The organism is Chitinophaga jiangningensis (assembly GCF_900142605.1).
Taxonomy (GTDB): Bacteria; Bacteroidota; Bacteroidia; order Chitinophagales; family Chitinophagaceae; genus Chitinophaga; species Chitinophaga jiangningensis.
On record NZ_FRBL01000016.1, the window covers coordinates 17367 to 32175 of the forward strand.

The following is a 14809-nucleotide window of genomic DNA, read 5'->3' on the forward strand; positions in this document are numbered from 1 at the left end:
CATACGCCTTCCTCCAATTTTACATTTCTTCCGAGAAAAATTATTATATATATTATTTTATAATATTTTTAATCTCCCGATTTCAAAATCTATTTCCAATGAAAGTAATCGTAATAGGGAACGGCATGGTAGGCTACAAATTCTGTGAGAAGCTCCGTTCTATGGCAGATACCGGGACAGAACTGATAGTTTTTGGCGAAGAACCCCGCCCGGCGTACGACAGAGTCCATCTTACCTCCTACCTCGATGGCAAAACCGCTGATGACCTCCTCCTCGCCGATTTACAATGGTATAAGGACAACAACATCATATTACATACAGGCGACCCCGTTACCCGCATCGACCGGCACCGTAAAACCGTGCACACGCTCGATGGTAAGGCAGAAACCTATGACTACCTCGTAATGGCCACCGGCTCCGCCCCCTTTGTGCCCCCGGTGCCAGGCATTCATAAAAAAGGCGTATTTGTATATCGCACTATCGAAGACCTGGACGCCATCCGTGCGTATGCCGCCAACGCAAAAGCGGGTATCGTCATAGGTGGTGGACTGCTCGGATTGGAAGCCGCCAAGGCACTGCTCGACCTCCAGGTGCCGGAGTCGTTCGTGGTGGAATTCTCCTCCCGGCTCATGCCCCGACAGATAGACGAACAAGGATCTGCCATATTAGAAAATAAACTTAACACACTGGGAATCAAAGTTCTTACCAACCGTAATTCCAGCGAAGTTTTAGGTGAAAATGAAGTAACCGGGCTGGCATTTACAGATGGATCATCCGTGAACGCTGACATCATTATTGTGTCTGCCGGCATCAAACCAAGAGATGAACTGGCCTTACAGGCAGGCCTTACTTTAGGTCCGCGCGGAGGAATCCTCGTGAACGACCGGATGCAGACTTCCGATCCGGAGATCTTCGCCATCGGGGAATGTGCCCTGCATAATCAAATGATCTATGGCCTGGTAGCACCGGGTTATGATATGGCCGCCGTAGCAGCTGCTACTATTTTGGGAGAAGAAAAAGCCTTCACCGGCTTTGATATGAGTACCAAACTTAAACTCATCGGTGTGGACGTGGCCAGTTTCGGCGATCCTTTCCCCTTACCACATACCTGCCATAGTATCGTATTTGAAGATCGTTTCACCGGTGTATATAAAAGACTCAACATCACACCGGATGGCACCCGCCTGCTGGGAGGTATCCTCATCGGAGATGCGGCCGACTATAACATGCTGCTGCAAACCACCAAAAATAGTATGCCACTGCCGGCCAATCCATCTGAACTGCTCACCGGCGCCAAAAAAGACGGAGACGCCAACTCGGCCGCCGTTACCGGCTTACCGGATGATGCCATCATCTGCAGCTGCGAAAGTGTGAGTAAAGGGCGTATATGCGGTGCCGTTACTGCCGGCCTGGAAACCTTCGACGACGTGAAAAAGGCCACCAAAGCAGGTTCCTGCTGCGGCGGCTGCGCCCCGATGGTGAAAGACCTCATCACCGCCACCATGAAAGCCGAAGGCCGCTACATCCGTAACGTCATCTGCGAACACTTTGCCTACTCCCGCCAGGAAATGCTGGACCTCATCAAAGTAAAAGCACTCCGCAGCTTCGATGAAGTAATTGACGCCTACGGCCACGGCGATGGCTGTGAAGTTTGTAAACCAGTGGTGGCATCTATCCTCGCCAGTCTCTGGAATGAACTGATCCTCGACAAAGGCAACGACACCGCCCAGGACTCCAATGACCGCTACCTCGCCAACATCCAGAAAGGTGGCACCTATTCCGTAGTGCCCCGGATACCGGGCGGTGAAATCACCCCGGAAAAGCTGATCGTAATCGGGCAGGTAGCCGTTAAATACAACCTCTATACGAAAATCACCGGCGGCCAGCGCATCGACTTATTCGGCGCCCACCTCAGCGATCTCCCCTTTATCTGGGAGGAACTGATTGAAGCCGGCTTCGAAAGCGGCCATGCCTACGGAAAAGCACTGCGCACCGTGAAAAGCTGCGTGGGCTCCACCTGGTGCCGCTTCGGGCTGCACGACAGCGTGAGCTTCGCCATACAAATCGAGGAACGCTACCGCGGCCTTCGCGCACCTCATAAAATCAAATCCGCCGTTTCCGGTTGTATCCGTGAATGTGCCGAAGCACAATCGAAAGACTTCGGTATCATCGCCACAGAAAAAGGCTGGAACCTGTATGTATGCGGTAACGGCGGCTCCAAGCCACAACACGCCAAACTGCTGGCCTCCGATATCGACAGCGAAACCTGCATTAAATATATTGACCGGTTCCTGATGTTCTATATCAAAACCGCTGACCCGCTCACCCGCACCGCTACCTGGCTCAACAAGCTGGATGGTGGCATGGACTACCTCCACAACGTAGTAGTAAATGACAGCCTGGGTATTGCCGCCGAGCTCGAAGCCGCCATGCAAAACCTGGTAGACCACTACAAATGCGAATGGAAAGAGGTAGTTGAAAGCCCTGAACTGCGCAAGCGCTTCTCGCATTTCATCAATGCGCCGGAAGAAAAAGACCCTACTGTTAAATTTGAAAAAATGCGCGATCAGAAACGCGCCGCTGAATGGAAATAATTCTATCAACTAAATCCTACCGCTATGTCTGTAATCGAAACAAGTATCACCTGGTTTTACGCCTGCAACACTACCGATGTGCCTACTAACGGTGGCGTATGTGTGAAGCTGGCAGAAGAACAGATCGCCCTCTATTACTTCGCCCGCCGAAATGAATGGTTTGCTACCCAGAATATGTGTCCGCACCGCCAGCAAATGGCTTTGAGTCGCGGCATGACCGGCACCGTTAAAGACGAGCCTAAGGTAGCCTGCCCTTTTCACAAGAAAACCTTCTCCCTGCTGGATGGCCGCTGTATCTCCGATGACGCGGAATCCTCCATCACTGTTTACCCCGTAAAAGTGATTGACGACCGGGTATACATTGGTATTGCCAAAGAGCTTATGGAAGTATAGCGCCTATATAAAAGGCGAAACCCGGCAGCGGGCAGGCTGGCCGGGCTTCTGACTCAAAAATGATTGGCTCACTTTTAAAATCGATCTAAGTTACATGAAAAAACTGTTTCTTAGCGGGGCTTCCTTTGTCTTATCCGGACTATTTATCCGACCGGCATATGCACAGTTATCCATCAACGCTCAATTACGTACCCGCTCCGAATTCCGCGACGGACAAGGAGCTCCCCTTCCGGCCAATGCCAAACCGGCATTTTTCACTTCCCAGCGCAGCAGGCTGAATTTAGGCTTTAATACCTACCGCTTACAGCTGGGCCTCACCGTGCAGGACGTAAGGGTATGGGGCCAGGATGCCTCCACCATCAACCGCACTACCACCGCGGATAACAACGGGTTCCTCCTGCATGAAGCCTGGGCCGCGGTGATGCTTACCGATACTACCGTAAAAAATTACACCCTGAGCCTCAAAGCAGGCCGGCAGGAACTGGTGTATGATGATAGTCGCCTCCTGGGCAACCTGGACTGGTTACAGCAGGGCCGGCGCCACGACGCCGTACTGTTGCGTTATCAGTCCGCCAAATGGCAACTCCACCTCGGCGCCGCTTTCAATCAAAATAAAGAAAACGGCAGCGGCACCATCTACAACCCTACTCCTCCCGGTAACTACGCCGCTAATACTAACGGAGGCAGTATGTACAAAAGCATGGAGTTCCTGCATGCCAGCAGGAAAACAGGCGCGCAAACGCTGTCCTTCCTCGTGCTGGCAGATCAGTTTTCCCGCTCCCATACCGACACTGTCAATAACCTGCCGGTGAAAACCTGGGAAGCCACTACTACCAGCCGCATTACCGCCGGACTTTACTGGAACCACCAGACCAAACTGCTGGAGGCTACGGCTGCCGGCTATTTCCAGGCGGCCACCAACCCATCGTACCTGTTAAGCGCCAATGTGCTGTTTAAGCTGAGCAGTACCTTCAGCGTGGGACCCGGCGTGGATTATACCAGTCCCTGGTTCGATCCCCTCTATGGTACGCCACATAAGTTCTGGGGCAATATGGATTACTTCTATGTTGCCAGTCCGTTTGGCCGTGAGGGCCTGCAGGACTACTACCTCAAATCCCGGTGGAAGCCTTCCGCCAAATGGATGATCAATGCGGACCTGCACCAGTTTTTAAGCGCCGGCAGTATACCCGGCTATAACAAAAACTTAGGCACAGAAGCAGATATCACCGCTACGTATAGTCTTACCCGTATTATCAGTATAGAAGGTGGTTACAGTCACTATTGGAGTACCAATACACTCACCTCTCCCACTGTCAAGAACATCGCCAACTCCACCAGTAACAGTAACTGGGCCTACCTGATGCTGACGGTGAAACCGGAAATCTTTATTAAATAACCTGTAAACCAAAGTCTATGTCTGCTCAACTCGATAAAATAAAATTATTTAGTCTGAACTCCGTTCAGATGCGCACTTTCCACATCACGTGGCTGATGTTTTTCGTTTGCTTTTTCGGCTGGTTCGGGCTGGCACCGCTGATGCCCACCATCCGGGAAGACCTCGGGCTCTCCAAATCGCAGGTAGGTAATATTATGATCGCCTCCGTGAGTGGTACCATTATCGCCCGTTTAATTATAGGGAGACTTTGTGACCGCTGGGGGCCGCGTAAAACGGCGGTGCGGCTGCTGATCGCGGGCTCCTTACCGGTGTTCCTGGTGGGGCTGGCAGACAACTACACTACCTTTTTACTGTTTCGTTTAGCCATCAGCGTGATAGGCGCTTCCTTTGTGGTAACGCAATTCCATACCGGGCTGATGTTCGCTCCCTCCATCAAAGGCACTGCCAACGCCATCACCGGCGGCTGGGGCAACCTGGGCGGTGGCGTCACCAACATGGTGATGCCGCTGATTTTCGCGGCCATCGTAGGCTTTGGCTTTACCAAATCAGAAGCCTGGCGGTATGCCATGATAGTACCCGGTGTGATGATGCTGGTGGTAGCCTGGTTATATTATAAGTTCACCAAAGACACGCCGGAAGGCAACTTCGACGAAATCAACCAGCGCAAAATAGCCGGCCCTACCGACTGGAGCGTGCTGAAAGAATGGCGCATCTGGGCGCTGACGCTGGCTTACGGCATGTGCTTCGGCATGGAGATCACCTTTGACAATGTGGCCTCCTTACACTTCGTAGATACGTTTGGGTTAGATCAGGCCATAGCCGGCTTCCTGGCCGGGATATTTGGATTCATGAACATTTTTGCCAGGGCCCTGGGTGGTATCGTATCCGATAAAGTAGGTGCTAAGCATGGCATGCGCGGCAAGGGCCGCCTCCTCGGGTTCATGCTGCTGGGCGAAGGTGTGGGCCTGCTCTGGTTTGCCCATGCCGGCAGTCTGGGCCTGGCGATCATTTGCATGCTCAGCTTTGCCCTCTTCCTAAAAATGGCTAATGGCGCCACCTTCGGCATCGTGCCATTTATCAACGAAAAGAACGGCGGACTGGTGAGCGGCATAGTAGGCGCCGGCGGCAACCTGGGCGGTATGCTGTTCGGGTTCTTGTTTAAATCAGAAAGCATCACCTATATACAGGCCTTTCAGTACCTGGGGGTGATCGTCATTATTGTTTCCGTTATCATCATGGTTACCAGGTTTGTAAAACCAGTACCTGCCAGCGATATCCGCACTGCGGCAGTTGCATCCTGATCATTTTAAATCGTGCGTTCCATGGACACATCAATCAAAACAACCTGCTGTTACTGTGGTGTAGGCTGCGGTATCATCGTGAATAAAGATAAGCGGGGAAATATTCAGGTACAGGGCGATCCCGATCATCCTGTAAACAGAGGTATGCTTTGTTCCAAGGGCATGAACCTGCACTATACCGTAATGGACACCTCCGACAGGCTCCTGTACCCCGAAATGCGGTACCACCGGAGCATGCCAAGGCAGCGGGTTTCATGGGACCAGGCGCTGGAACGCACTGCTGCCGTGTTTGGCAGCATCATCAAAAAATACGGGCCGGAGGCTGTAGCTTTTTACGCCTCCGGACAATGCCTCACAGAAGAATATTATGTGGTCAATAAGCTCATCAAAGGATACATCGGGAGCAATAACATCGACACCAACTCCCGGTTATGCATGAGCAGCGCAGTAGCAGCCTACAAAATGGCATTGGGCGAGGATAGCGTTCCTGGCAACTATGACGACATCGCTGCCGCGGATTGCATCTTCGTTGCCGGCGCTAACCCCGCCTGGTGTCATCCTATCCTCTGGCGCCGCGTGGAAGCCGCCAGGGCTGCCAACCCTGCCCTGAAAATTATTGTGAGCGATCCACGGGTAACGCAAACCTGCGCCATGGCAGATATTCACCTGCAAATCAATCCCGGAACAGACATTACCCTGCACCACGCTATTGGCCGCGCCATCATCATGCAGGGCTATACGAACCAGGCCTTCATTTGTTTGCATACCAACGGCTACGAAGCCTATCGCAAAAAGGTAATGGAGCGTACGGTAGAAGAAGCAGCCCTGATCTGCGGGGTGAATGCGGCGGACATCTACACCACTGCGCGCTACATCGGCGAGGCAAACGGCTTCATGTCATGCTGGACCATGGGCCTCAACCAGAGCGTGGTTGGCGTGAGTAAAAACCTGAGCCTGATCAACCTCCACCTGATCACCGGTCATATCGGCAAGCCCGGCAGCGGACCTTTTTCGCTTACCGGCCAGCCCAATGCCATGGGGGGAAGAGAGGTGGGTGGACTTAGCAACCTGCTCCCGGCCCACCGGGTGCTGAACAATGAAGCACACCGCGAGGAAGTGGCCGCATTTTGGGGCGTCAACAGCATCTCCCCGAAACCCGGATTAACAGCCACTGAAATGTTTGAAGCGCTCGAAGACGGCCGCCTCAAAGCCATCTGGATCATGTGCACCAACCCACTCGTGAGTTTACCTGATGCGCGACAGGCAGAAGCCGCCCTGCGCAAAGCGAAATACGTAGTGGTACAGGAAATTTCCAATAAGCCGGAAACCCTGGAATATGCCGACGTAGTACTCCCCGCCGCCGCCTGGACGGAGAAGGAAGGCACCATGACCAACGCCGAACGCCGCATCAGCTACCTCGCGCGCATCACCGATGCCCCCGGTGAAGCCCTGCCAGACGCGGAAATCATCTGCCGCTTTGCACAAAAAATGGGCTATACCGGCTTCGACTATACGAACAACGAGGAAATATACAAAGAACACACCCGCCTCACCAGCGGGACCAATACCGATATCAGTGGGCTCAACTACAGCATTATACAGGAGCATCGCAGTATTCAATGGCCCTACCGCAATGGCAAAGGCACCAGCAGACTGTTTACAGACCATCAGTTTTATACTTCCGACAAAAAAGCGATGATCCACGCTGTGGCGGATGAAAACAATTCCGTACCCGTAAGTCCGGAGTTCCCGCTGATTTTAACCACCGGCCGTATACGCGACCAGTGGCATACCATGAGCAAAACCGGGAAGGTTAACAAGCTCAAACAACATATCCGCGAGGCTTTCCTGGAAATTCACCCCGAAGATGCCGTAGAACGCGGCATCCGCCATGGTGATATTGTGGAAGTTTTGAGTGTAACCGGCAACGTTAGAGTGAAAGCTGCCCTAACGGATAGCATTAAACAGGGCGTGGTGTTTCTGCCGATGCACTGGGGAAAAATTTTGCAGCAGGACCTGCACCGGGCTAATAATCTTACTTCGCGTTTGCTGGACCCGATTTCCAAACAACCCGATTTTAAATACAACGCGGTAACTGTCCGCAAATACCAACAGCCTAAGCGAAAAATTATCATCGTGGGTGCAGGCGCAGGTTCCAGAGGCTTTGTACGCTCCTACCGCGAACTGAACACCACCGATGAAATACTGATCTTCAGCAAGGAAGACCTGCCCTTTTACAACAGGGTAATGCTCCCGGACTACATCTGCGATACGCTGGAATGGCCACAGCTGGTGACCATGAGCAGAGAAGAGGAGAAAGATTATAATATCACGCTGAAGAGAGGCGTGTATATTACCAGTATTGACCGGGAGAACAAAACTGTGACCGATAACCATGGTGAGGTACATCACTTTGACGTACTGCTGCTGGCTACGGGTAGTCGTGCCGCCAGACTAAAAGACGTACCGGATATACGGGGCATTTTCACCATGCGTACCCGCCCCGATGCTGACCGATTTAAATCTTATGTAAGTCCTTATAAAGGCCGCGTTATGATCACCGGTGGCGGGCTGCTTGGCATTGAGCTGGCAGCCTCGCTCCGGGAAATGGGTATAGCCGTGGGCGTTATTCAACGTACCTCCCGGCTGATGGACCGGCAGCTGGACCACACCGCCGCCCAGCTACTCCACGAAGAACTGACCGACAGAGGTATTGAAACTTATTTTAACGATGAGATTTCCCGCTTCGATGGCGATGAGGAAGTAACGGGACTATATATGAAGAGTGGCCGGTATATTCCCTGTCAGGCCGTAGTGATGACCATCGGCACCCAGCCTAACACTGAGCTGGCAGTAGCCGCAGGCCTGCAATGCGAGCGGGGTGTAACGGTTAATGAATATTTACAGACCAGCGATCCGGATATTTTTGCCATCGGGGAAATCGCTTCCTTCAGGGGCACGCTGTATGGTATTACCGCAGCGGCGGAGCAACAGGCAGCAGTGGTTGCCGCTTACCTCTGCGGAGATACCGGCAGCTATTATAAAGGGTCGCTGTTTATGAACATCCTCAAAATGCACGGCACCGACATCTGTTCGCTGGGCATGGTGCTCACGCCAGATGATCCTGCCTATGAGGAAATTATTTTCATGGACAAGGCCAAGCGCTATTATAAAAAATGCATTGTTCACCAGGACAAACTGGTGGGCGCCATTTTGATTGGCGACAAATCCGAGTTTTTAGAGTTTAAAGATTTGATACAGCAAGGCACAGAACTGAGCGATAAGCGCCTGCAGCTGTTACGTTCCGGCAACAAGGGCGATTCCGTGATCGGCAGGCTGGTGTGCAGTTGCGGCAACGTGGGCGAAGGGAATATCAAAGCAGAGATTGACAAAGGCTGTGACACGCTGCCTGCGCTATGCCAGGCCAGTGGCGCTGGCATGGGTTGTGGCAGCTGCCGGTCCGAGGTGAAGGCGATATTGGAAAAATGTTTACCCGAAAAATCAATACTTGTATAGATGCTGAAAGCAGATCAAACCATACAGATCAACTTCACCGGCGGCATTGTACCTGCCGGGCAGCTGATGAAAATAGTGGAGCTGGCGGCAGACCACCAGTGCCGGGAGCTGCGGTTTGGGCACCGGCAGCAGCTGATGCTGGATATTCCGGTGAACAACTACGAGGCGTTTATGACCCAGTGTCACCTGGCGCATATACCCCTGGCGGCAGGGCCTAATATTGTAAGCTCTTACCTGACCACGGGATTGCTCATGCATACCGGCTGGCTTACCGAGGGAGTGTACAAGGAAATTTTTGACCAGTTTGATTATCATCCCGCGCTGAAAGTGAACATCTGCGAGCAGTCGCAAACCTTTGTGCCTTTGTTTACCGGGCATATCAACTGGGTATCATCGGCGCATTCCCATTACTGGTACCTGTACCTGCGACTCCCGGGCACACAGGAACTGATGGCATGGCCAATGCTGGTGTACAGTAATCATATTGCGGCGCTGAGCAAGGCGGTGGAACAGTACATTCATCAGGCACACTCACTGGAAGGGATATACGAATATGTAACGAAGGGGAAAGTGATCAGCTCCCGGGAGAAGGAGCAGGAGTTATCCCTCCCTCCTTTTCACCTGCCCTACTATGAGGGATTTAACCAGCAGAACAACGGCTACTGGCTGGGAATTTACAAGCGCAATGAATATTTTTCCGTTCCTTTTCTGAAAGACATGTGTGCTATCTGCCAGCAAACCATGACCGGTGCGGTATACATTACGCCCTGGAAATCGCTCGTGATTCAGCATATCAATAAATGGCACCGCCAGCTCTGGGACTATATCCTGGGCAAGCATGGCATTAATGTGCGGCATGCCGCCAATGAGCTCAACTGGTGCGTGGAGGATGACTGTGAGGACGGGCTGGTGCTGAAGCGCCATATTATCCGGTATTTCGACAGCATGGATACACGTACCTACGGGCTCTGCTTCAGTGTGCGGGTGCGGAAGGCGGAAAGTTTGTTTGGTTCTATTGTTATAAGGAGACAACAACACATCCGCGAGAGCAAGCTCAAGTACATGCAGCGGTATGATATTTTGCATACGGCGGGTTTCAACGCTAACTCTTCCCAGTTGGTATTGTACCGCGAGGCGGTTAGCAAAGAGCACCTGGGGCCTTATGTGGCGGCCCTTTGCAAAGCTTATTATGAACAGAAAAGCGAAAATGACCTGCTGGGTGATTACATCCGCGAGCAGCAGGCGGCGGTGATACCGGCGGCAGTTAAAACCATTTACCAGTGCAGTGAATGTCAGACGGTGTATGATGAGGCGTATGGGGACCCAGATCAGGGCGTGCAAGCCGGAACACTGTTTAATGAATTGCCAGCGGAATATTGCTGTTCGGTATGCGATGCACCGGTGACTAATTACGCACAAGTGCTCAAACCCGCGTAGAGACGCCTCGCAGGCGTCTATCAAAACACAAGCTCCGCTAAAATCTACTCGGCAATCCCTTTTACAGAGAAGAAATTTTAGCGGAGATTTACTCGCATAGACGCCTGCGAGGCGTCTCTACTTCCGAAATAAAATGGTCAATAAATCGTATAATTACGCTACTAAATAGTGTTTCCTTTTTAAAATAATCCCATATCTCCCAAATTCCGTAAATTTGAATTTCGCAAAAACGGAGGCAGGTATGACCAGATCATCACTTGAAAATTTTTACCGGGAAACAACCGGCAAGATGCCGGAAGGCGTTAATAAAGAGCTGGGGCACTTTAACGTATTCAAAATAGCTGATACAATCACTGCATTCAAGAACACCGGGGTGATGCCCTACAACCGCCGTTCCTACTATAAAATCAGCATGATCAGTGGCCGTAACCGCGCTGAATATGCGGACAAGGTGATTGAAATAGAAAATAACGCCTTACTGTTTGCCTCTCCGAAGATTCCTTATCATTATGTACCGCAGGATGAAAATCAGTCCGGCTATTTCTGCATATTTACCGAAGAATTTTTGGTGCCCACCAAAAGTGGTGTGGTATTGGATGAGCTGCCGATTTTCAAATCCGGCGAGGTCCCCATCTTCAAGGTGAATGAAGAAGAGGCGGAAGAAATAACCGGCATCTTTAAGAAAATGTACCGGGAGATTTCTTCCGACTATGCTTTTAAATATGACCTGCTGCGCACCTACCTGATGGAGGTGATTCATTTTGGCCAGAAGCTGCAGCCATTGGGCACTACGCAGCCTGCGCATTCTGCTGCCACGCGGATATCTTCTTTATTCATAGAGTTGCTCGAAAGGCAGTTTCCGGTAGAACCGCCGCAGCAGCGGTTACAGCTGCGTACGGCCAAGGATTTTGCGGATCGGCTGGCCGTGCATGTAAATCATCTCAACAAAGTATTAAAGGAAAATACCGGCAAAACTACCACCGAGCTGATCAGCAGCCGTATTGTGCAGGAAGCAAAGATTTTGCTGAAGCAAACCAACCTGAGCATTTCTGAAATCGCCTACGGGCTTGGCTTCGAGGAAGTGGCCCATTTCTCGAACTTTTTCAGAAAGCAAACCAACATCTCCCCTGCCGGTTATAGGTAAATACCCATTATTTGAATTTTGCAAATGTTAGATTGATTACCGTAACGATAGCCGTTGCGGAATATTGGACCTTTGTGTAGTCAATCAGGAAATCACCTGATAACTAAACAAAACGGTGCTGATTGATCTTTTTATAAATAACAAAAATTCAGAAAATGGCAACCAGTAACAAAATTGCACTCGTAACAGGCGGCAGCCGGGGCCTTGGAAAAAATATGGCGCTGGCACTGGCAAACAAAGGATTCAATGTTGTAATCACTTATCATAGCCGTAAGGATGAGGCGGAGCAGGTAGTTGCGGAAATAGCGGCAGCAGGCAGCAAGGGCGCTGCGTTGCAACTTAATGCCGGCAACACTCAATCCTTCGACACCTTCCTCACACAGCTGAAAACCACACTGGAACAAAGCTTCGGAGTATCCACCTTCGATTTTCTTATCAACAATGCAGGTACAGGCTTAACCGCTCCCTTTGCTGCCGTAACCGAAGCCCAGTTTGATGACCTGTTCAACATCCATTTAAAAGGCGTCTTCTTCCTGACGCAGAAAGCATTGTCGCTGATGAATGACGGCGGCCGCATTGTAAACATTTCTTCCGGGCTGGCGCGTTTTTCACTTCCGGGCAGCAGCGCGTATGCGAGCATGAAAGGCGGCGTGGAAGTGCTGACTCGCTATATGGCTAAGGAATTGGGTGCACGTGGTATTACCGCCAATGTGGTAGCCCCTGGCGCCATTGCTACGGACTTCAATGGCGGACATGTACGGGATAACCAGGCAATTAATTCCATGGTGGCTTCCAACACAGCACTGGGGCGTGTAGGCGTGCCCGATGATATCGGCGGCGTGGTGGCCTTCCTCTGTACCGAAGAGGCGCGCTGGATTAACGCCCAACGCATTGAGGCTTCCGGTGGTATGTTCTTCTGATTTTTACCTCCCCGCAAGGGGAGGTGGCTATTCTTATCTGGTGGGGTGCTTAAACGTTTAAGCAAAAAGATGGTTGGAATACAATTTATTACTAAATTACTGTCATAAACCAATGTCAGATTCCACCAAAAATCAACATTCAGCCTTTGCCAGTCGCCAATACAGCAGAAGAGCAAGCACTATTATTACAGATAGCCGACGGGGACGCCGCTGCGTTTACGGCTATTTTCCATCGATACAGCAAACAGGTATTTGATGCGGCCATGGTGTACCTGAAAGATGCTAACCTGGCCACCGAAACCGTACAGGAAATCTTCCTGAAAGTATGGCTGCGCCGGTCGGGACTAACGGAGGTAGACAATTTCCGGGACTACCTCTTTATACTTACCCGCAATCATATATATGACGGTTTTCGCAGGCAGCTGGTGAAATTAAAGGTCTATGACATTCATCAGCAGCAACAACCCACCATGCAGGCCGATGCCGACCACCTCCTGCTGGAAAAAGAATACGATGGCATACTCCGCGCCGCCGTATCTGCCCTGCCTACGGAAAGGCGTAAGGTATACCAGGCCCGCCAGGCAGGCTTCAGCAATGAAGAAATTTCCCGCCAGCTCAACATCTCCGTGCATACCGTTAAAAAGCAAATGAGCCTGGCCATGCAATCCATCCGCACTTTTGTGAGTGCCCGCGTCAAAAACGACGTCCTCCCCATCCTGCTTATCCTGATTACTTTCCGACGCTAAATTTTTTTTTCGGTGCAAATACTCCTTTTGAAATAGTTGTTCGTCTTTATCCTGAATACCGCTTGCAAAACAACTAAAACCGCTGATGAAGGAAGTACAGCTACTACTGGAAAAATATAAACAAGGCAGCATCACTGCCGCGGAGCTGGAGCGCCTTCAGGAACTAAGCCTGCAGCCGGATGCTGTGGAAATCATCAAAACTGATATTGATACGCTGCTGCAACAGGGAGCGCCCGACAGCGGCTGGCAACCAGCCGATCATCCGGAGATACTCACCTATATCCTGACACAACCTACGCTCAAGGCTACACGCTCCTGGCGCAACAAATGGCTGCTGGCAGCCGCCTGCCTGGCAGCATTAGCCATAGGCACCGGCACCTGGTTTTATCAGCAGCAACGCCCACCCGCCATTGTTGCCCAAAAGGCAAAACCAATACAACCCGGCAGCAACAAGGCTATGCTGGTATTGGCGGATGGCAGCACCGTAGCGCTGGACAGTGCCAACCTCGGCCAGATAGCTCGGCAGGGAAATGCCAGTATTAATAATAATGGAGAAGGAATTACCTACCAGACTAATGGTAAAGCCAGCACGATTGTATATAATGCTATAGTCACTCCCCGTGGCGGCCAATATCAGCTCGGCCTGCCCGATGGGAGTCGCGTGTGGCTCAATGCAGCCAGCAGCATCCGCTTCCCTACAGCATTTGCGGGTAAGGAAAGAAGAGTGGAAATATCCGGTGAAGCATATTTCCAGGTGGCACCAAATGCGCAACAGCCCTTTTTTGTAACGGTGAAAGGCAACAAAACCATGGATGTGCAGGTACTGGGTACCAGCTTTAACATCATGGCCTACCCGGATGAACAAATGATTACCACCACCCTGGAAAGTGGCGCGGTACAGCTGTTGCATGCCGGTAACAAAACACAACTGCAACCCGGCCTGGCAGGCAGCCTCAATGAGGCAGCCACCTTCGACGTAGCCACCGCGGACATGGAAGAAGTGCTGGCCTGGAAAGACGGTAAGTTCCGCTTCCGCAACACCAACATCCAGACCATTATGCGGCAGATTGCCCGCTGGTATGATGTGGAAGTAAGCTACGCCGGCGACCTCTCAGACGTACGCCTCACCGGGGTTATTTCCCGGCGCGCCGATGCGGATGACCTGCTGCAGATATTATCTGCCACCCAACGGGTAAACTTTGAAACAACAAACAATCAAATAAAGGTGAAACCTTTTCACCAGGAACAGTAACTATTTAATCCACTTATGAATCAAAAACTGAAAGGTTATGAAAACGTGAATGCTAACATCTGATTGCAAAAAACCGGAAGCACGCCAATGCTCCCGGTTATAACATGGCA

General features: G+C 51.4%; 10 protein-coding genes. All 10 read left to right on the plus strand.

The genetic code is table 11. The annotated features are described in order from the left end of the window. Nucleotides 1-98 precede the first annotated feature (98 nt). A complete protein-coding gene (gene nirB, locus BUB18_RS28530; RefSeq protein WP_073087739.1) occupies nucleotides 99-2594 on the plus strand; it encodes a nitrite reductase large subunit NirB in 2496 nt (831 codons plus the stop codon). A 24-nt stretch (nucleotides 2595-2618) separates the two neighbouring features. Then, the gene (gene nirD, locus BUB18_RS28535; RefSeq protein WP_073087740.1) at nucleotides 2619-2987 is read left to right on the plus strand and encodes a nitrite reductase small subunit NirD; all 369 of its coding nucleotides are present in this window, start codon (nucleotides 2619-2621) and stop codon (nucleotides 2985-2987) included. 94 nt (nucleotides 2988-3081) lie between these two features. Further along, the gene (locus BUB18_RS28540) at nucleotides 3082-4383 is read left to right on the plus strand and encodes an alginate export family protein (RefSeq protein ID WP_073087741.1); all 1302 of its coding nucleotides are present in this window, start codon (nucleotides 3082-3084) and stop codon (nucleotides 4381-4383) included. Nucleotides 4384-4400: 17 nt separating this feature from the next. Further along, complete coding sequence (locus BUB18_RS28545) at nucleotides 4401-5684, plus strand: MFS transporter (protein ID WP_073087742.1); 1284 nt, start codon at nucleotides 4401-4403, stop codon at nucleotides 5682-5684. A gap of 21 nt (nucleotides 5685-5705) precedes the next feature. Further along, nucleotides 5706-9200, plus strand: coding sequence for a nitrate reductase (locus BUB18_RS28550; protein WP_073087743.1), 3495 nt, complete (start codon nucleotides 5706-5708; stop codon nucleotides 9198-9200). Continuing rightward, on the plus strand, nucleotides 9201-10637 hold the full coding sequence (locus tag BUB18_RS28555) for a rubredoxin (protein ID WP_073087744.1): 1437 nt from the start codon (nucleotides 9201-9203) through the stop codon (nucleotides 10635-10637). It begins immediately after the preceding gene. Nucleotides 10638-10878: 241 nt separating this feature from the next. Beyond that, the gene (locus tag BUB18_RS28560) at nucleotides 10879-11781 is read left to right on the plus strand and encodes a helix-turn-helix domain-containing protein (RefSeq protein ID WP_073087745.1); all 903 of its coding nucleotides are present in this window, start codon (nucleotides 10879-10881) and stop codon (nucleotides 11779-11781) included. A gap of 155 nt (nucleotides 11782-11936) precedes the next feature. After that, nucleotides 11937-12701 carry an SDR family oxidoreductase gene (locus tag BUB18_RS28565; protein ID WP_073087746.1) on the plus strand — a complete coding sequence of 255 codons (765 nt, stop codon included), beginning with the start codon at nucleotides 11937-11939 and terminating at the stop codon, nucleotides 12699-12701. Nucleotides 12702-12847: 146 nt separating this feature from the next. Continuing rightward, the gene (locus BUB18_RS28570) at nucleotides 12848-13447 is read left to right on the plus strand and encodes an RNA polymerase sigma factor (RefSeq protein WP_073087747.1); all 600 of its coding nucleotides are present in this window, start codon (nucleotides 12848-12850) and stop codon (nucleotides 13445-13447) included. An 85-nt stretch (nucleotides 13448-13532) separates the two neighbouring features. Beyond that, the gene (locus BUB18_RS28575) at nucleotides 13533-14699 is read left to right on the plus strand and encodes a FecR family protein (RefSeq protein WP_073087748.1); all 1167 of its coding nucleotides are present in this window, start codon (nucleotides 13533-13535) and stop codon (nucleotides 14697-14699) included. Nucleotides 14700-14809 lie beyond the last annotated feature (110 nt).